The sequence below is a fragment of the Streptomyces sp. NPDC053427 genome (assembly GCF_044544985.1).
Classification (GTDB): Bacteria; Actinomycetota; Actinomycetes; order Streptomycetales; family Streptomycetaceae; genus Streptomyces.
In genome coordinates, this window is sequence record NZ_JBITYA010000001.1 from 407,332 (window position 1) to 428,550 (window position 21,219).

Here is a 21,219-nt window from a genome sequence, read left to right on the forward strand (position 1 = left end):
ATGGATCAGGAACAGAAACTCCGCGACTACCTGAAGCGGGCCGGCGCAGACCTGCGGCGCTCCCGGCAGCGGGTGGGCGAGCTGGAGGCGGCGGCCCGCGAGCCGATCGCGATCGTGGGCATGAGCTGCCGCTTCCCGGGCGGCGTGAGCAGCCCCGAAGGGCTCTGGTCCCTGCTCGCCGCCGACGGGGACGGCATCACGGCCGCCCCCGACGACCGCGGCTGGGAGCTGCTGGCCGAGGACGCGGGGGAGTTCTCCGGTGGATTCCTCCACGACGCGGCCGAGTTCGACGCCTCCTTCTTCGGGATCTCCCCCCGTGAGGCACTCGCCATGGACCCGCAGCAGCGACTGCTGCTGGAGTCCTCCTGGGAAGCCTTCGAGCGGTCCGGCATCGACCCGGCGGCGGTCCGGGGCAGCAGGACGGGCATGTTCGTCGGGGCGATGCCCCAGGAGTACCGGGTGGGTCCGGACGACGACGTCCAGGGCTTCGCCCTGACGGGCACCACCACCAGCGTCCTCTCGGGCCGGCTCGCGTACTTCTTCGGAACCGTGGGCCCGGCGGTCACCGTCGACACCGCCTGCTCGTCCTCCCTCGTGGCCCTGCACCTGGCCGCCCACTCCCTGCGGCAGGGCGAGTGCTCCCTGGCGCTGGCCGCCGGCGTCACCGTGATGTCCAGCCCCACCACCTTCGTGGAGTTCAGCCGCCAGGGCGGGCTCGCCGCCGACGGGCGCTGCCGCTCCTTCGCCGACTCCGCGGACGGCACCGGCTGGGGCGAGGGCGTGGGCGTCCTGGTCCTGGAGCGCCTCTCGGTGGCCCGCCGCAACGGCCATGAGATCCTGGCCGTCATCCGCGGCTCCGCCGTCAACCAGGACGGCGCCTCCAACGGGCTGACCGCGCCCAACGGCCCGTCGCAGCAACGGGTGATCGAGCAGGCGCTGGTCAGCGCGCGGCTCTCGGCCGACGAGATCGACGTCGTCGAGGCGCACGGCACCGGCACCGCGCTGGGCGACCCGGTCGAGGCCCAGGCGCTGCTGGCCACCTACGGCCAGGGCCGCGACGCCGACCACCCGCTGCTGCTGGGATCCGTCAAGTCGAACCTCGGCCACACCCAGGCGGCGGCCGGCATGGCCGGCGTCATCAAGATGGTGCTGGCCATGCGGCACGGCCTGCTCCCGCGCACACTCCACGTGGACGCGCCGTCCTCGCACGTCGACTGGACACAGGGCGCCGTACGCCTGCTCACCGAGCAGGTCGCCTGGCCGCAGGGCGAACAGCCGCGCCGCGCCGGCATCTCCTCGTTCGGGCTCAGCGGCACCAACGCCCACACGATCCTGGAGGAGGCCCCGGCCGCCCCGTCCCCCGAGGCCGGCCAGGAGGACCAGGCGCCGTCGGCCGCCGAACCCGTGGCGGCCGGCGCCGTCCCGTGGCTCGTCTCCGGCCGCACCCGCGAGGCGCTGCGCGCCCAGGCGGCGCGGCTGCTCGAACACTTCACGTCCCACCCCGGTCTCGCGCCCGTGGACGTGGCCTACTCCCTGGCCACGGCCCGCTCCGGCCTGGAGCACCGCGCCGCGTTCACCGCGGCCGACCTGGGCACGGCCCGCGCCGCCCTCACCGCGCTCGCCGACGGCACGCCGGCCCCCGGCCTGGTGCAGGACACCGCCCGGACGCGGTCCAAGCTCGCCTTCCTCTTCGCGGGCCAGGGCTCCCAGCGGCCGGGTATGGGGCGTGAACTGGCCGCCCGCTTCCCCGTCTTCGCCACCGCCCTCGACGAGGTCCTCACCCACCTCGACCGGGGTCTCGAACGGCCCCTGAAGGACGTGCTGTTCGCCGCCGAGGGCACGCCCGAGGCCGCCCTGCTCGACCGGACCGGCTACGCCCAGCCCGCGCTGTTCGCGCTCGAGGTGGCGCTGTACCGGCTCGCCGAGTCCTTCGGCATCAAGCCGGACTTCCTCGCCGGGCACTCCATCGGAGAGATCGCCGCGGCGCACGTGGCCGGGGTCTTCTCCGTGGCCGACGCCGCGGCCCTGGTGGTCGCCCGCGGCCGCCTCATGCAGGCGCTGCCCGAAGGCGGCGCCATGGTCTCCCTCGAAGCCACCGAGGACGAGGTCCTGCCGCTGCTGGCGGACCGGGCGGACCACGTCTCGATCGCCGCGGTCAACGGGCCCGCCGCCGTCGTGGTCGCCGGCCGGTCCGACGAGGTCGGCGCCGTCGCGGAGCACTTCGCCGCGCTGGGCCGCAGGACCAAGCGGCTGCGCGTCTCGCACGCGTTCCACTCCCCGCTCATGGAGCCCATGCTGGCGGAGTTCCGCACCGCCGTCTCCCGGCTCACACCGCAGGCGCCCGTCATCCCGGTCGTCTCCGGCCTGACCGGGACCCTCGCCACGGTGGAGCAGCTGACCTCCCCCGAGTACTGGGTGAACCACGCCCGGCACGCCGTACGGTTCGCCGACACCCTCGACTGGCTCCACGGCCACGGCGCCGCCACCTTCCTGGAGCTGGGGCCGGACGGCGTCCTGTCCGCCATGGCCCAGAACTCCCTGGCCGCGACCGGCACCGTCGTCGGCGACCCCGACTCCGCCGACGCCGCCGGCCCCGCCGACGGCGTCCCCGCCACGCTCGCCGTGCTGCGGCCGGGCCGCCCCGAGGCCGAGACCCTCACCGCCGCGCTGGCGGGTCTGCACACCCGCGGCGTGGCCGTCCAGTGGGAGCCCTACTTCCAGGACACCGGCGCCCGGCGCACCGACCTGCCCACCTACGCCTTCCAGCGCCGCCGCTACTGGCCCAGGAGCACGCCCGCGACGGGCGGAGACGTACGCGCCGCCGGCCTGGGCGCGGCGCACCACCCGCTGCTGACGGCGGCCGTGTCGGTCGCCAACTCCGACGGCCTGCTGCTGACCGGAAGGCTGTCGCGGCGCACCCACCCCTGGCTCGCCGACCACGCCGTGCGCGGCACGGTGCTGCTGCCGGGTACCGCCTTCCTGGAGCTGGCCGTGCGCGCCGGGGACGAGGCCGGGTGCGGCCGGGTGGAGGAACTCACCCTGGCCGCCCCGCTGGTGCTGCCCGAGCAGGGCGGCGTCCAGGTCCAGGTGTGGGTGGGCAGCCCCGACGAGTCGGGCCGCCGCGCCGTCAGCGTCCACTCCCGCCCCGACGGGCCGGAGGAACTCCCCTGGACCCAGCACGCCTCGGGCACCCTCGTCGCCGGCGAGCACCACGCCGACTTCGACGCCACCGTCTGGCCCCCCGCCGACGCGCGCCCGCTGGACCTGGACGGCTTCTACGACCGCATGGCCGACACCGGCTTCGGATACGGCCCGCTCTTCCAGGGCCTGCGCGCCGCCTGGCGCAGCGGCGACGACGTCTACGCCGAGGTGGCCCTCCCGGAGGCCGAGGGCGCCGACGCCGCGTCCGCCGCGGCGTTCGGGATCCACCCGGCCCTGCTGGACGCCGCGCTGCACGCCGCGGCCTTCGCCGACCTGGGCGAGCACGCCCGCGGCGGTCTGCCCTTCTCGTGGCAGGACGTGACCCTGCACGCGAGCGGGGCCGGCACGGTCCGCGTGAAGCTGACCCCGGCCGAGGACGACGCGGTGGCGATCGCCGTCGCCGACACCACCGGCGCCCCCGTCGCCTCCATCGGCTCGCTCGTCCTGCGCACCCTGCCCGACGAGCGGATCGGCGCCGCCGACTCCCTCGTCCGCGACGCCCTGTTCGAGCTGCGCTGGAGCGAACCGCGCCAGGCCGCCCGGACGGCGCCCGCCTCGGTCGCCGTCCTCGGCCCGGACCTCTTCGGCCTGGAGCGGGCCCTCTCGGCGCCGGATGCCGCGCCGGACCTCGCCGTCACGGCGCTGCCCGGCCCGGACGCCGCCGGCCACGTCCCGGACGTGGTCCTCGCCCCCGTCGAGGGTGCGGCCGGGGACGCCGCTACCGCCGACGGCGCCGGTGACGACGTGGTCGCCGCCGTGCACGCCCGCACCGCCCACGTCCTGGAGCGGCTGCGGACCTGGCTGGACGACGAGCGCTGCGCCGCGTCCCGGCTGGTCTTCGTCACGCGTGGCGCCGTCGCCACCGACGCCCGGCAGGCACCGGACCCGGTGACCGCCGCCGTCTGGGGCCTGGTGCGCGCCGCACAGAGCGAACACCCCGGCCGCTTCGGGCTGGTGGACCTCGACCCGGCCGCCACCGAGCCGGCCGTCGGGCCGCTGCTGCGGGCCCTGGCCCTGGACGAGCCGCAGGCCGCCGTCCGCGGCGCCGCCGTGCTCACCGCGCGGCTCGCCCGCGCCCAGGCGCCGGGGGCCGCCGCGGAGTGGGACCCCGAGGGCACCGTCGTCCTCACCGGGGCCACCGGCGGCCTGGGCCGCGTACTGGCCCGGCACCTGGTCACCGAGCGCGGCGTCCGGCACCTGCTGCTCGCCAGCCGCCGCGGCGCCGACGCCGACGGCGCTCGGGAACTCGTCGCCGAACTGACCGAGCACGGCGCCCGGGTGGCCCTCACGGCATGCGACCTGGCCGACCGCGCCGCCGTGCAGCGGCTGCTCGCCGGCGTGCCCGCCGAGCACCCCGTCACCGCCGTCGTGCACAGCGCCGGCACCCTCGACGACGGCGTGATCGAATCGCTCACCCCCGAGCGGATCGGCGCGGTCCTGCGACCCAAGGCCGACGCCGTCTGGCACCTCCACGAGGCCACCCGGGACCTGGACCTAGCCGCCTTCGTCGTCTTCTCCTCCCTCTCCGGCACCGTGGGCGCGGCGGGTCAGGGCAACTACGCCGCCGCCAACGCCTTCCTCGACGCGCTCGCCCAACTGCGCCGCGCCCAGGGCCTGCCGGGGCTCTCCCTGGCCTGGGGCCCGTGGGCGCCCACCGCCGGAATGACCGGCGGCCTGACGGACGAGGACCTCGACCGCCTGGCCCGGATGGGCACGCCCGCGCTCACCGAGGAACAGGGCACCGCCCTCTTCGACGCGGCCACCGCCACGGACGCCGCCGTCCTGCTGCCGACCCGGCTCGACCTGTCCGTCCTGCGCCTCCAGGGCGAGATACCGCCACTGATGCGCGGCCTGATCCGCACCCCGGCCCGCCGCGCGGTGGTCTCGGGCTCGGAGGCCGCCGTCACCCTCGTACAGAAGCTGTCCCGGCTGCCGGAGACCGACCGCCACGAGGTCGTGCTCGACCTCGTGGCCGGCCAAGTGGCCGCCGTACTCGGCCACTCCACCACCGCCGACATCGACCCGCGGCGCCCGCTGCGCGAGCTGGGCTTCGACTCGCTGACCGCCGTCGAACTGCGCAACCGGCTCAACGCGGCCACCGGCCTGCGCACCGCCGCGACCGTCATCTTCGACTACCCGACCGTCGACGGCCTCGCCGCGCACGTCCTCGCCGAACTCATGGGCTCCGAAGCCGCCACCGCGGTCGGCGCCCCCCGTGCCGCCGCCGACGAGGACCCCATCGTCATCGTCGGCATGAGCTGCCGCTACCCGGGCGGCGTCGCCTCGCCCGAGGACCTGTGGCGGCTGGTCAGCGAGGGCACCGACGCCATCTCGGGCCTGCCCACCGACCGGGGCTGGGACCTGGACGCGCTCTACGACCCGGACCCGGACCGCACCGGCACCTCCTACTCCCGCTTCGGCGGATTCCTGCACACCGCCGCCGACTTCGACCCCGCCTTCTTCGGCATGAGCCCCCGCGAGGCCCTGGCCACCGACTCCCAGCAGCGGCTGCTCCTCGAAGCGTCCTGGGAGGCCGTCGAGCGCGCGGGCATCGACCCGGTGTCCCTGCGCGGCAGCCGGACCGGCGTGTTCGCGGGCGTGATGTACAACGACTACGCCACGGTCCTCTCCGGCGGGCAGTTCGAGGGCCACCAGGGCAGCGGCACCGCCCCGAGCGTCGCCTCCGGGCGCATCTCCTACACCCTCGGCCTCGAAGGCCCCGCCGTCACCGTCGACACCGCCTGCTCGTCCTCGCTGGTCGCCATGCACTGGGCGATGCAGGCACTGCGCGCGGGGGAGTGCTCGCTCGCGCTGGCCGGCGGCGTCACGGTCATGTCGACGCCGGGCGCCCTCATCGAGTTCTCCCGGCAGCGCGGCCTGTCCCCGGACGGCCGCTGCAAGGCGTTCTCCGACAGCGCCGACGGCGTCGGCTGGTCCGAGGGCGTCGGCGTCCTCGTCCTGGAACGCCTCTCCGACGCCCGCCGCAACGGGCACCAGGTCCTGGCCGTCGTCCGCGGCTCCGCCGTCAACCAGGACGGCGCCTCCAACGGACTGACCGCCCCCAACGGCCCCTCCCAGCAGCGGGTGATCCGGCAGGCGCTGGCCGCCGCCGGCCTGTCCGCCACGGACATCGACACGGTCGAGGGCCACGGCACCGGCACCACCCTCGGCGACCCCATCGAGGCCCAGGCGCTGCTTGCCACCTACGGCCAGGACCGCGACCCGCAGAACCCGCTGCTGCTGGGCTCCGTCAAGTCCAACATCGGCCACACCCAGGCCGCGGCCGGCGTCGCCGGCGTCATCAAGATGGTCATGGCCATGCGCCACGGCGTGCTGCCCCGCACCCTGCACGCCGACGAGCCGTCCTCGCACGTGGAGTGGGACACCGGGGCGGTGCGCCTGCTCACCGAGGAGACGCCCTGGCCGCAGGCCGGCCGGCCGCGCCGCGCCGCCGTCTCCTCCTTCGGCTTCAGCGGCACCAACGCCCACCTCATCGTCGAGGAGCCGTCGGCCGCCCCCGACCGGCGCGAACAGCCGGCGCTCACCCCGGCCGTCGTGCCCTGGACGCTGTCCGGCAAGAGCCGGGCCGCGCTGCGGGACCAGGCCGCCCGCCTGCGGTCCTTCCTCGACGAGCGCCCCGACCTCGACCCGGCCGACGTCGCGCTCTCCCTCGCCACCACCCGCTCGGCCTTCGACCAGCGCGCCGTCGTCACCGGCGACCGCGACGAACTGCTGGGCGCACTGGCCGACCTGGCCGCCGACCGGCCCGGCCCCGCGCTCACCGAGGGCGAGACCGGCGGCGCGGGCAAGCTGTCCGTGCTGTTCGCCGGGCAGGGCAGCCAGCGCCCCGGCGCGGGCCGTGAACTCGCCGCTCGTTTCCCCGCGTTCGCCCAGGCCCTCGACGAGGTGACCGCCGCCCTCGACCCGCACCTGGACCGCCCCCTCAAGGACGTCCTGTTCGCACCGGAGGGCAGCCCCGAGGCGGCACTCCTGGACCGCACCGAGTGGACCCAGCCCGCCCTGTTCGCCCTCGAGGTGGCGCTGTACCGGCTGCTGCGCACCTGGGGGATACGCCCCGACGTCCTGCTGGGCCACTCCGTCGGCGAGATCGCCGCCGCGCACGTCGCGGGCGTCCTCTCGCTCCCCGACGCGGCCCGCCTGGTCGCCGCGCGGGCACGGCTGATGCAGGCACTGCCCGCCGGCGGCGCGATGATCTCCCTCGAGGCCACCGAGGACGAGGTCGCCCCGCTGCTCGCCGGCCGCGAGCACGAGGTGTCCCTCGCCGCCGTCAACGGCCCCCGCGCCGTCGTCGTCGCCGGAGAGGCGGCCGCGGCCGAGGAGATCGCCGCCCAGTTCGCCGCACAGGGCCGCAAGACCAAGCGCCTGAAGGTCAGCCACGCCTTCCACTCGCCGCTCATGGAGCCCGCGCTCGACGGCCTGCGCGAGGTCGCCGCGCAGCTCACCTACGGTGCGCCGGACGTGACCGTCATCTCCGGGCTCACCGGACGGCCGGCCACCGACGACGAACTGCGCTCCCCGGACTACTGGGTCGCGCACGCGCGCGGCACCGTCCGCTTCGCCGACACCGTGCGCGCCGCGCACGCCTGCGGCGCCGCCACCTTCCTCGAACTCGGCCCCGACAGCGCGCTGTCGGCCCCCGCCCACGACACCCTGGGCGATGACACGGACGCGGAATTCGTCCCGCTGCTGCGCGCCGGGCGCGGCGAGGAACGCTGTGTGGCCACCGCGCTGGCCCGCCTGCACGTCCGCGGCACGGCCGTCGACTGGCCCGGGTACCTCGCCGGCACCGTAGCGCGCACGGTCGACCTGCCCACCTACGCCTTCCAGCACGAGCGCTACTGGCCCGAGCCGGCCCCGGTCCGCCTCGCGCAGGCCGCCGCCGACCCCGCGGACGTCGAGCTGTGGGGCGCCGTCGAACGCGGCGACGCCGCGGAGCTGGCCACCCTCCTCGGATTACGCGACGAACAGCACGCCTCCCTGTACGCGCTGCTGCCCGCGCTGTCCTCCTGGCGCCAGCACCGGCACGAGAAGGCACTGCTGGACTCCACCCGCTACCGCGTCGCCTGGCGCCCCGTGCAGACGGCCGCCGCGCCCGTACTCGACGGCACCTGGCTGCTCGTCACCGCCGACGGCATCGACAGCGACGAGATCCTGCACGGGCTGCGCGGCCACGGCGCCCAGTTCGAGACCCTCGTACTGGACGAGGCCTGCCGCGAACGCACCGAACTCGCCGCCCGCCTCGACGCCGCAGGCGCGCGGGCAGGTGCCTTCGCGGGCATCCTGTCCCTGCTGCCGCTCGCCGACCGGCCCGGGACCGAGGTCGGCGCCCAGCCGCCCAACGGGCTCGCGCTGAGCCTCGTGCTGATCCAGGCGCTCGCCGACACCGGCCTCGCCGCGCCCTTGTGGACCCTGACCCGCGGCGCCGTCACCACCGGCTCCGACGACCCGCTCACCAACCCCCTCCAGGCCGCGGTCTGGGGCCTGGGCCGGGTCGCCGCCCTGGAGCACCCGCAGCTGTGGAGCGGCCTGATCGACCTGCCGCCCGCCCTCGACGCCCCCGCCGTACAGCACCTCGTCAGCACGCTGGCCGCACGGGGCGGCGAGGACCAGATCGCCCTCCGCGGCACCGGCCCCCTCGGCCGCCGCCTGGTGCGCCACCCCCAGGCCGAACTGCCCCCCGCCGACGCGTTCACCGCGCGCGGCACCGTACTCGTCACCGGCGGCACCGGAGCGCTCGGCGCCGAGGTGGCGCGCTGGCTCGCCCGCAGCGGCGCCGAGCACCTGATGCTCACCAGCCGCCGCGGCCCCGACGCCCCCGGCGCCAGTGAACTGGCCGCCGAAATCGAGGAGTTGGGCTGCCGCGTCACCCTCGCGGCCTGCGACACCGCCGACCGCGCGGCCCTCGCCGCGCTGCTGGACTCCGTACCGGACGAGCACCCGCTGACCGGCGTCGTGCACGCGGCCGGCGTCGGCCAGGCAGCCGCCCTCGCGGACACCCCGCTGGCCGACGCCGCCCGGACGATGGCCGCCAAGATGCTCGGCGCGGCCCACCTCGACACCCTCCTGGACGGCCACGACCTGGACTTCTTCGTCCTGGTCTCCTCGATCGCCGGAGTGTGGGGCAGCGCCGGACAGAGCGCTTACGGCGCCGCCAACGCCTACCTCGACGCCCTCGCGGAGCACCGCGCGGCCCGCGGCCTGCCCGCCACCTCCGTGGCCTGGGGGCCCTGGGCCGAGGCCGGCATGGCCACCCACGAGGCCGTCACCGACGAACTGCACAAGCGCGGGCTGCGCTTCCTCGCGCCCACGACCGCCCTCGCCGAACTGCGGCGCGCCGTCGTCCACCAGGACGTCACCGTCACGGTTGCCGACATCGACTGGGAGCGCTACCACCCCGTCTTCACCTCCAGCCGCGCGAGCGCCCTCTTCGACGAACTGGCCGAGGTCCAGGCCCTCGTACGTGCCGAGGGCGACGCCGAGAGCGCCGCGCCGGAGTTCGCCGCCCGCCTGCGCGGCCTGGACCAGGACGAGCAGGAGCGGCTGCTGGCCGACCTGGTGCGGGCCGAGGCGGCCCTCGCCCTCGGCCACGACTCCGCGGACGCCATCGCGGAGCGGCGGGCCTTCCGCGACGCCGGCTTCGACTCGCTGACCGCCGTGGAACTGCGCAAGCGGCTGGCCGCCCTCACCGGCCTGGCCCTGCCCGCCACCCTCGTCTTCGACTACCCCACCCCCGCCGTCCTCGCCCGCTACTTGCGCGAGGAGCTCCTGGGCACCGGCGGTGACCCGGCCGCACCCGCGACCGTGGCCGCCGGCGGCTTCGACGAGCCCATCGCCATCGTCGGCATGAGCTGCCGCTTCCCCGGCGGAGTCCGCTCCCCGCGGCAGCTGTGGGACCTGGTCAGCGAGGGCGTCGACGCCATCACCGACTTCCCCGTCAACCGCGGCTGGAACACCGGCCTCTACCACCCCGACCCGGACAACCCCGGCACGACGTACTCCACCCAGGGCGGGTTCCTGCACGACGCGGGCGAGTTCGACGCCTCCTTCTTCGGCATCTCGCCGCGCGAAGCGCTGTCGATGGACCCCCAGCAGCGGCTGCTGCTGGAGACCACCTGGGAGGCGTTCGAGCACGCCGGCATCGACCCCACCACCGTCCACGGCACCGCGACCGGGACCTTCATCGGCTCCACCTACCAGGAGTACGGACTCGGCGTCGAGGACGGCTCCGCCGGCCACCTCGTGACCGGCACCAGCCCCAGCGTGCTCTCCGGGCGCCTGGCCTACCTCTTCGGCCTCGAAGGACCCGCGGTCACCGTCGACACCGCCTGCTCCTCGTCCCTGGTCGCCCTGCACCTGGCCTGCCAGTCGCTGCGCAACGGCGAGAGCTCCCTGGCCCTGGCCGGCGGCGCGACCGTGATGACCAACCCCAACCCGTTCGTCGCCTTCAGCCGGCAGCGGGCCCTGGCCGGCGACGGCCGCTGCAAGGCGTTCTCCGAGGGCGCCGACGGCATGACCCTGGCCGAAGGCGTCGGCGTCCTCGTCCTGGAGCGCCTCTCGGACGCCCAGCGCAACGGACACGAGATCCTGGCCGTCGTCCGCGGCTCGGCCATCAACCAGGACGGCGCCTCCAACGGCCTGTCCGCCCCCAACGGCCCCTCCCAGCAACGCGTCATCCGCCAGGCCCTGGCCAACTCGGGGCTGGCCCCCGCGGACATCGACGCCGTCGAGGCCCACGGCACCGGCACCGCCCTCGGCGACCCCATCGAGGCCCAGGCGCTGCTCGCCACGTACGGCCGGGACCGCAACCCGCAGGGCCCGCTGCTGCTGGGCTCCGTCAAGTCCAACATCGGCCACACCCAGTCGGCGGCCGGCGTGGCCGGCGTCATCAAAATGGTCCTGGCCCTGCGCCATGGACAGCTGCCGCGCACCCTGCACGCCGACACCCCCTCCAGCCACGTCGACTGGACCCCCGGCACCGTTTCCCTGCTGCACGAACCCGCCGACTGGCCCGAGGGCGCGCGCCCGCGCCGCTGCGCGGTCTCCTCCTTCGGCATCAGCGGGACCAACGCCCACACCGTCCTCGAAGAGGCCCCCCGGCCGCGCGAGTCGACCCCCGCGGGGCCGGTTCCCCCGGCCGGCGGCGCCATCCCTTGGGTGCTGTCCGCCCGGACCCCGGGCGCGCTGCGCGCCCAGGCGGTCAACCTCGCCGCCCACCTCGACGGCGAGCAGGCACCCGGCGCCCTCGACGCCGGCCACACCCTGGTGGCCACGCGCACCCTCTTCGACCACCGCGCCGTCGTCGTCGGCACCGACGACCGGACCCGACGCGCGGCCCTCGACGCCCTCGCCACCGGCGGCTCCGCACCCGGCGTCGTCCAGGGCACGGCCGACACCGACGGCAAGACCGTCTTCGTCTTCCCCGGCCAGGGCTCCCAGTGGGTCGGCATGGGAGCGCGGCTCCTGGAGGAGTCCCCGGTCTTCGCCGAGCGCCTGACCGAATGCGCCGCCGCGCTCTCCGAGTTCGTCGACTGGTCCCTGCTCGACGTGCTGCGCCAGGCCGACGGCGCGCCGACCCTGGACCGCGTCGACGTCGTACAGCCCGCCTCCTTCGCCGTCATGGTCTCCCTGGCCGCGCTGTGGACCTCCCACGGCATCACCCCCGACGCCGTGGTCGGCCACTCGCAGGGCGAGATCGCCGCGGCGGCCGTCGCCGGGGCGCTCTCCCTGGAGGACGCGGCCCGCGTGGTCGCGCTGCGCAGCCAGGCCATCGCCCGCGGGCTGGCCGGATCCGGCGGCATGCTGTCGGTCCCGCTGCCCGTCGCCGACGTCGAACAGCGCCTCGCCGCGTACGAGGACCTGTCGATCGCCGCCGTCAACGGCCCGCGGTCCACCGTCGTCTCCGGCGCCACCGCGCCGCTGGACGCCCTCCAGGCCGAGCTGGTCGGCGAGGACGTCCGCGCCAAGCGCATCGCCGTGGACTACGCCTCGCACTCCGCGCAGGTGGAGAGGGTGCGCGACGAGCTGCACCGCGTCCTCGCGCCGGTCCGCCCGCGCCCCGCGCAGGTGCCCTTCTTCTCGACGGTGACCGGCGACTGGCTGGACACCACCGGCATGGACGCCGACTACTGGTACACCAACCTGCGCGGCACCGTCCGCTTCCAGCCCGCCATCCGCGAACTCCTCGACCAGGGCCACCACTTCTTCATCGAGGTCAGCTCCCACCCCGTCCTCGCCATGGGCATCCAGGCGACCGCAGAGGAAGCCGACGGCGCCGCCGCGGTGCTCGGCACGCTCCGGCGCGACGCGGGCGGCACCGACCGCTTCCTGACCTCCCTCGCCGAGGCCTTCGTCCGGGGCGCGGGCGCCGACTGGTCCGCCGTCTTCGCCGACACCGGCGCCCGCCGGGTGCCGCTGCCCACGTACGCCTTCCAGCGCGAGCACCTGTGGGCGATCCCCGACCGGTCCCGGGACCGGGCCGAAGCGGACCCCGCGGACGCGGAGTTCTGGACGGCGGTCGAGGAGGAGGACGTCGACGCCCTCGCCTCCAGCCTGCGCCTGGACCGCGGCTCCCTGGCCCCGGTCCTCCCGGCCCTCTCACACTGGCGCAAACGCCGCCGCGAGGAGTCCACCGTGGACTCCTGGCGCTACCGGGCCACCTGGAAGCCGCTGACCGGCCTGCCCACGGCCGCCCTGACGGGCACCTGGCTCGTCGTCGCCCCCGAAGGGGCCGACACCGGCACCCTCACCGGTGTCCTCGCCGCTCACGGCGCCGACCCGCGCACCCTCGTCCTGGACGACGCCTGCGCCGATCGCGCGACCCTGACCGCGCGCCTGACCGACCTCGGCGACGCGGCGGACCTCACGGGCGTGGTGTCCCTGCTGGCCGAGGCCGAGGGGCAGAGCACCACGCACCCGGCGCTCACCCGCGGGCTCGCCCTGACCCTCGCGCTCGTCCAGGCACTCGGCGACGCCGGAATCGACGCACCCCTGTGGTGCCTGACCCAAGGAGCCGTCGCCACCGGCCGCGCGGACCGGCTGACCCACCCCGACCAGGCCCAGATCCTCGGCCTCGGCTGGACCGCCGCCCTCGAACACCCCCAGCGCTGGGGCGGCCTGGTCGACCTGCCCGAGCGGCTCGACCAGAGGGCCGGCGAGCGCCTGGCCGCCGTCCTGACCGGCCGCACCGGAGAGGACCAGCTCGCCCTGCGCGCCTCGGGTGTCCTCACCCGCCGCGTCGTCCGCGCCTCCGGCGCCACCCCGTCCCCGGCCGACCCCTGGACGCCGAGGGGCACCACCCTCGTCACCGGCGGCACCGGCACCCTCGCCCCGCACCTCGCCCGCTGGCTCGCCCAACAGGGCGCCGAGCACATCGTGCTCACCAGCCGCCGCGGCCCGGCGGCGCCCGGCGCCGACGAACTCGTCCGGGAACTGACCGAGTCGGGCTGCGAAGCCGGTGTCGTCGCCTGTGACCTGACCGACCGCGACGCGGTGGCGCAGATGCTCGCCGCGCTGGAGGCCGAGGGCCGCACCGTACGCACCGTCGTGCACACCGCCGTCACCATCGAGCTGGCCTCGCTGGACGAGACGACGCCCGACGACTTCGCGAAGGTCATGGACGCCAAGGTCACCGGCGCCCGCCATCTGGACGAACTCCTCGGCGACGACCTCGACGCCTTCGTCCTGTACTCCTCCACCGCCGGCCTGTGGGGCAGCGGCGCGCACGCCGCCTACGTCGCCGGCAACGCCTACCTGAACGCCCTGGCCGAACACCGCCGCGCCCGCGGCGCCCACGCCACCGCCGTCTCCTGGGGCATCTGGGCCGACGACCTCAAGCTCGGCCGCGTCGACCCCGGCCAGATCCGCCGCAGCGGACTGGTCTTCATGGACCCGCAGCTGGCCCTCACCGGGCTGCGACAGGCCCTCGACGACGACGAGACGGTGCTGGCCGTCGCGGACGTGGACTGGGAGCGCTACCACCCCGTCTTCACCGCCGCACGGCCCACCACCCTCTTCGAAGACCTGCCGGAGGTGGGGGAGTTGGCGTCGGCCGGCGCCGACGTCCCGGACTCCGGGAGCGAGTTCGCCAACCGACTCGTCGGGCTGGACGCCGTCGAGCAGGACCGGCTCCTGCTGGACCTCGTCCGCGGCGAGGCGGCCACCGCACTCGGCCACGCCTCACCCGACGTCCTCTCCGAACAACGCGCCTTCCGCGACGTCGGCTTCGATTCGCTGACCGCCGTCGACCTGCGCAACCGGATCGCCGCCGTGACCGGGCTCGCCCTGCCGAGCACCATGGTCTTCGACTACCCCAACCCGCTCGCCCTCGTCGCCTTCCTGCGCGAGTCCCTCGCCGGGTCCGCCACCGGCACCACCGCCACGACCACGAACACCGCCGTCGCCGACGACGACCCCATCGCCATCATCGGCATGAGCTGCCGCTACCCCGGCGGCGTCGACTCCCCGGAGAAGCTGTGGCGCCTGGTCGCCGAAGGCGGCGACGCCACAAGTGAGTTCCCCGCCGACCGCGGCTGGGACGCCGAGGGCCTCTACGACCCCGACCCCGACCGGGCCGGCCACACCTACTCGACCCGGGGCGGCTTCCTGCACGACGCCGCCGACTTCGACGCCTCCTTCTTCGGCATCTCGCCCCGCGAGGCCCTGGCCATGGACCCCCAGCAGCGCCTGCTGCTGGAGACCTCCTGGGAGGCGATGGAGCGCGCCGGGATCGATCCCGCCACCCTGCGGGGCAGCAGCACCGGCACGTTCATCGGCGCCAGCTATCAGGACTACGGGGCCTCCGGCGCGAGCGCGGAGGGCGCCGAGGGGCACCTGATCACCGGCACCATCTCCAGCGTCCTGTCCGGCCGGCTCTCCTACACCTACGGTTTCGAGGGCCCGGCCGTCTCCCTCGACACCGCCTGCTCCTCCTCCCTGGTCGCCCTGCACCTGGCCTGCCAGTCCCTGCGCAACGGCGAGAGCTCCCTGGCCCTCGCGGGCGGTGTCAGCATCATGTCCACGCCCGGTGCGTTCGTCGGCTTCAGCCGGCAGCGCGCGATGGCGGCCGACGGCCGCTGCAAGGCCTACTCGGACCAGGCCGACGGCATGAGCCTGGCCGAGGGCGTCGGCCTCGTCCTCGTCGAGCGACTGTCCGACGCCCGCCGCAACGGGCACCAGATCCTGGCCGTCATCCGGGGCTCCGCCGTCAACCAGGACGGCGCCTCCAACGGACTGACCGCGCCCAACGGCCCGTCCCAGCAGCGCGTCATCCGCCAGGCCCTGGCCAACGCCGGCGTGCCGGCCGCCGAGGTCGACGTCATCGACGGCCACGGCACCGGTACCGCCCTCGGCGACCCCATCGAGGCCCAGGCCCTGCTCGCCACCTACGGCGAGGACCGCGACGCGCACAGCCCGCTGCTGCTGGGCTCCGTCAAGTCCAACATCGGCCACACCCAGATGGCGTCCGGCGTCGCCAGCGTCATCAAGATGGTCCTGGCCATGCGCCACGCCACCGTGCCGCAGAGCCTGCACATCGACCGGCCCTCCTCGCACGTCGACTGGAGCTCCGGCGCCATCCACCTGCTCACCGAACCGCTGCCCTGGCCGAGCACCGCACACCCGCGCCGCGCGGGCGTCTCCTCCTTCGGACTCAGCGGCACCAACGTCCACACCATCCTCGAACAGGCCCCGGAAGACCGGCCCGAGGAAACCACCGAGGCCGCACCGGCCCGCCCGGCCGACCCCGCCCCCGTCCCCGTGACCCTGTCCGGACGCACCGAAGCGAGCCTGCGCGCCCAGGCCGGGCGGCTCCTGACCCACCTCGCCGACCACCCCCACCTCCCGCTCACCGACCTCGCCTTCTCCCTCGCCACCTCCCGCGCCGCCCTGGAACACCGCGCGGCCGTCGTCACCGACGACCCCGACACCCTCCTCCGCGCCCTGACCGCGCTGCGCGACGCAGCCCCCGACGGCGGACTGCTCACCGGCCGCCCGGACCGCGGCCGGCTGGCCTTCCTCTTCACCGGCCAGGGCAGCCAACGCCCGGGAATGGGCCGCGAGCTCTACGACCGCCACCCGGTGTACGCACAGGCCCTGGACGCCGTGCTGGCCCACTTCGACCTCGCACTCGACCGCCCGCTGCGGGAGATCCTCTTCGCCGACCCGGGCACCCCCGAGGCCGCGCTGCTGGACGACACCGGCTACACCCAACCGGCCCTCTTCGCCCTCGAAGTGGCGCTGTTCCGCCTCGCCGAGTCCTGGGGCCTGCGCCCCGACTACGTCGCGGGCCACTCCATCGGAGAGTTCGCCGCCGCGCACGCCGCCGGAGTCCTCTCCCTGGAGGACGCCTGCACCCTGGTCGCGGCCCGCGGCCGTCTGATGGCGGCCCTGCCCCCGGGCGGCGCGATGGCCTCCGTCGAGGCCGCCGAGGACGAGGTGCTGCCGCTCCTCCCGGAGTACGAAGGGCGCCTGTCCGTCGCCGCCGTCAACACCCCGGCGTCCCTGGTCGTCGCGGGCGACGAGGACGCGGTACGCGCCGTGGCGGACCACTTCCGCGAGCTCGGCCGCCGCACCAAGCGGCTGCGGGTCAGCCACGCCTTCCACTCGCCGCACATGGACGCGATGCTGGACGACTTCGCCCGCGTCGCCGAAGGAGTGACCTTCCACGCGCCGTCGCTGCCGCTGGTGTCCACCCTGACCGGCGAGCCGGCCACGGCCGACGACCTGTGCGCGCCGCAGTACTGGACCCGGCAGGTCCGCGGCACCGTCCGCTTCGCCGACGCCGTACGGCACCTCACCGAGCACGGTGTGACGACCTTCTTCGAGCTCGGCCCGGACGCCGTACTCAGCGGCGCGGTACGCGAGGGCACCGACGAGCAGACCCCCGCCACCGCCATCGCGGCACTGCGCCGCGACCGGCCCGAGGCCCCGGCACTGACCACCGCACTGGCCCGGCTCCACCTCCACGGCGTACGGATCGACTGGGACGCCGTGTTCGCGGACGGCGGCGCCCGGCGGGTCGACCTGCCCACCTACCCCTTCCAGCGCGAGCGCTACTGGCCCGAGCCGACCGCCGAAGCCGCCGCACCCGCACACCCCGCCGACGCGGCGGAAGCGGAGTTCTGGTCGGCCGTCGAGCGCGCGGACCTTCAGTCCCTGGGCTCCTCGCTGGACCTGGACGACGGCACGCTCACTGCCGTCGTGCCCGCCCTCTCCTCCTGGCGGCGCAAGAGCCGGGAGCGCTCCACCGTCGACGGCTGGCGCTACCGGACCACCTGGAAGCCCCGGACCGGCCCGGCCGCCGCCGGACACCCGGCCGGCACCTGGCTGGTGCTCGCGCCGGCCGACGGCGAGCGAGCCTGGACCGACCAGGTCGTCGGCGCCCTGGGCACCGACTCCGTACGGGTCGACGTGACCGCTCCGCAGCGCCAGGAGCTGGCCGGGACGTTGAGCGAACTGGTCGCCGAACACGGCGGGTTCGCGGGCGTCCTGTCCCTGCTGGCAACGGCCGGCGAAGGCGCCGGGGACACCGAGAACGCCGGGGACGCCGACGCGGCCACGACCGCGGGCCTGCTGCTGACGGCCACCGCCCTCCAGGCCCTGGGCGACGCCGACATCGAGGCCCCGCTGTGGTGCGTGACCCGCACCGCCGTGGCCGTGGACCGCGCCGAACACCCGGCCCGCCCCGCCCAGGCCGCCGTCTGGGGTCTGGGCAGAGTGGCCGCGCTGGAGCACCCGCAGCGCTGGGGCGGCCTCGTCGACCTCCCCGACGCGCTCGACGGCACCACCCTGCGCCGCCTGGCCACCGTCCTCGCCGACAGCGACGGCGAGGACCAGCTCGCCCTGCGCACCACCGCGACCTTCGTCCGCCGGCTGGTCCACCACCGCGCCGCACCGGCCCCCGAGGCGGGCACGTACCGCCCCACCGGAACCGTGCTCGTCACCGGCGGCACCGGCGCGCTCGGCGGCCACGTCGCCCGATGGCTGGCCGGCGCGGGTGCCGCACACCTGCTACTGGTCAGCCGACGCGGCGCCGACGCTCCAGGTGCCGCCGAACTCGCCGAAGAAATCGAGGAGTTGGGCTCCCGGGTCACCCTCGCGGCGTGCGACACCGCCGACCGCGACGCGCTCGCCGCCGTACTGGCCGCGATCCCCGACGAGCACCCGCTCACCGCGGTGTTCCACACCGCCGGCACCGTCGACGACGGCACCCTGGACACGCTCACCCCCGAGCAGTTCACCGCCGTCCTGCGCGCCAAGGTCACCGCCACCCTCAACCTGCACGAGACGACCCGCGACCGGGACCTGAGCGCCTTCGTGCTCTTCTCCTCCGTCGCCGGCACCCTCGGCGCACCCGGCCAGGGCAACTACGCCGCCGCCAACGCCTTCCTCGACGCCTTCGCCGAACACCGCCGCGCCCACGGCCTGCCCGCGACCTCGCTGGCCTGGGGCCCCTGGGCCGAGACCGGAATGGCGGCCGACGGCACCGGCATCCAGGACCGCGTCCGCCGCGGCGGCTTCACCCCCATGGCACCCCAGCTCGCCCTCGGCGCCCTGCGCCAGGCGATCGAGCACGACGCCCCGACGCTGACCCTCGCGGACATCGACTGGCAGCGCTACGCGAGCGTGTTCACCGCGCTGCGCCCCAGCCCCCTCGTCGGCGACCTGCCCGAACTGCTCCGGGCCACGCCGCCCGCCGGGACACCCGAAGCCGCCCTACGGGAACCGGCCCTGCGCCAGCGGCTCGCCGGGCTCTCCCCGGCCGCGCGCCCGCGCTTCGTCCTGGACCTGGTACGCACCCAGGTGGCCGCCGTCCTCGGACACACCGGCACCTCGGACATCGGCGCCGACCGCGCCTTCAGCGACCTCGGTTTCGACTCGCTGACCACCGTCGAACTGCGGAACACCCTGACGGCCACCACCGGCCTGAAACTGCCCGCGACCCTCGTCTACGACTACCCGACCCCGACCGCCCTCGCCGACTTCCTGCTCACCGAACTCCTGGGCGCCCTGCCCGAGTCCGGAACCGGCACCCCGGCCCTCGCCGGCCGGGCGGCGGACGACGACCCCATCGCCATCGTCGGCATGAACTGCCGCTTCCCCGGCGGCGTCCGGTCCCCCGAGGACCTCTGGCAGCTGCTGAGCCGCGGCGAGGACGCGATCAGCGGATTCCCCGCGGACCGCGGCTGGGACCTGGACGCACTCGCCCAGGGAGCCTCCGCCACCCTCGAAGGCGGCTTCCTGGACGGCGTCGGCCTCTTCGACGCCCCCTTCTTCGGCATCGCGCCGCGAGAGGCCCTGGCCATGGACCCCCAGCAGCGGCTGCTGCTGGAAACCTCCTGGGAGGCGTTCGAGCGCGCCGGAATCGACGCGACCACCCTGCGCGGCAGCCGCACCGGCGTCTTCATCGGCACCAACGGCCAGGACTACGCCACGCTCCTTCGCCAGGGCACCGGCACCGCCGACATCCGCGGCCACGTCGCCACCGGCAACACCGCCAGCGTCATGTCCGGCCGCCTCTCCTACGCCTTCGGGCTGGAGGGCCCGGCCGTCACCGTCGACACCGCCTGCTCCTCCGCGCTGGTCGCCCTGCACATGGCCGCGGGCGCCCTGCGCAGCGGCGAGTGCAGCCTCGCCCTGGCCGGCGGCGTCTCGGTCATGTCCAGCCCCGACTCCTTCACCGAGTTCACGGTCCAGGGTGGACTGGCCCCCGACGGGCGGTGCAAGCCGTTCGCCGACGCGGCCGACGGCACCAGCTGGTCCGAGGGCGTGGGCGTCCTCCTCCTGGAACGCCTCTCCGACGCGCGCCGCAACGGCCACGACGTATGGGGCATTGTGCGCGGCACCGCCGTCAACCAGGACGGCGCCTCCAACGGGCTGACCGCGCCCAGCGGACGGGCCCAGCAGCGCGCCATCCGCCAGGCTCTCGCCGATGCCGACCTCACCCCCGCCGACGTCGATGTCGTCGAGGCGCACGGCACCGGCACCACCCTCGGCGACCCCATCGAGGCCCACGCCCTCATCGCCGCCTACGGACAGGACCGGCCGAAGGACCACCCGCTGCTGCTCGGCGCCGTCAAGTCGAACCTGGGTCACACCCAGGCCGCGGCCGGCGTCGCCGGCACCATCAAGGTGCTCCTGGCGATGCGCCACGGCGTCCTGCCCAAGACCCTGCACCTCAACTCCCCGTCCTCGCACGTCGACTGGACGGACGGCACGGTCTCCCTCCTCACCGAGCAGCAGGAGTGGCCCGAGACCGGGCGCGCCCGGCGGGCCGGCGTCTCCGCCTTCGGCGTCAGCGGCACCAACGCCCACGTCATCATCGAGCAGGCGCCGAACGCCGAGGAGCCCGTGGCGCCGGAGCGGCCCGCCACGGTGCCGGGCATCGTGCCCTGGCCGGTGTCGGGCAGGTCCGAGGCCGCGCTGGCGGCAGGGATCGAGCGGATCTCCGCGCTGACCGGCCCGTCACCGGTCGACGTGGGCCACTCCCTCGCCACCGGCAGGGCGGCCTTCACCCACCGAGCGGTCCTCGCGGCCGACGGAGCGGGCGTACGGGAACTGGCACGCGGCGTCGCCCAGGAGGCCGACGGGAAGCTGGCGGTGCTGTTCTCGGGCCAGGGTGCGCAACGAGTGGGCATGGGCCGGGAGTTGTACGGCCGGTTCCCGGTGTTCGCCGAGGCGTTGGACGAGGTCCTGGCGCACTTCGACGCCGGGCTGCGGGATGTGATCTTCGGCGATGCGGAGGGTCTGGACGAGACGGGGTGCACCCAGCCGGCGCTGTTCGCCCTCGAGGTGGCGTTGTTCCGGCTGGTGGAGTCGTTGGGCGTACGTCCGGACTTCGTGGCCGGGCATTCGATCGGCGAGATCGCGGCGGCGCATGTGGCCGGGGTGTTCTCGCTGGCGGATGCGTGTGAGCTGGTGGCGGCGCGGGCGCGGCTGATGCAGGCCCTGCCGGCCGGTGGCGCGATGGTGGCCGTCCAGGCGGCGGAGAGCGAGGTGGCC

At 75.4% G+C, this 21,219-nt stretch carries 1 protein-coding gene (only partly in view); it reads left to right on the forward strand.

The genetic code is table 11. The features are described from left to right. Nucleotides 1-21,219 carry the 5' portion of a type I polyketide synthase gene (locus tag ACIGWZ_RS01635; RefSeq protein WP_400059674.1) on the forward strand. 7,341 nt of this gene lie beyond the right edge of the window, so the window shows 21,219 of its 28,560 coding nt (coding positions 1-21,219); it begins with the start codon at nt 1-3; its stop codon lies beyond the right edge, outside the window.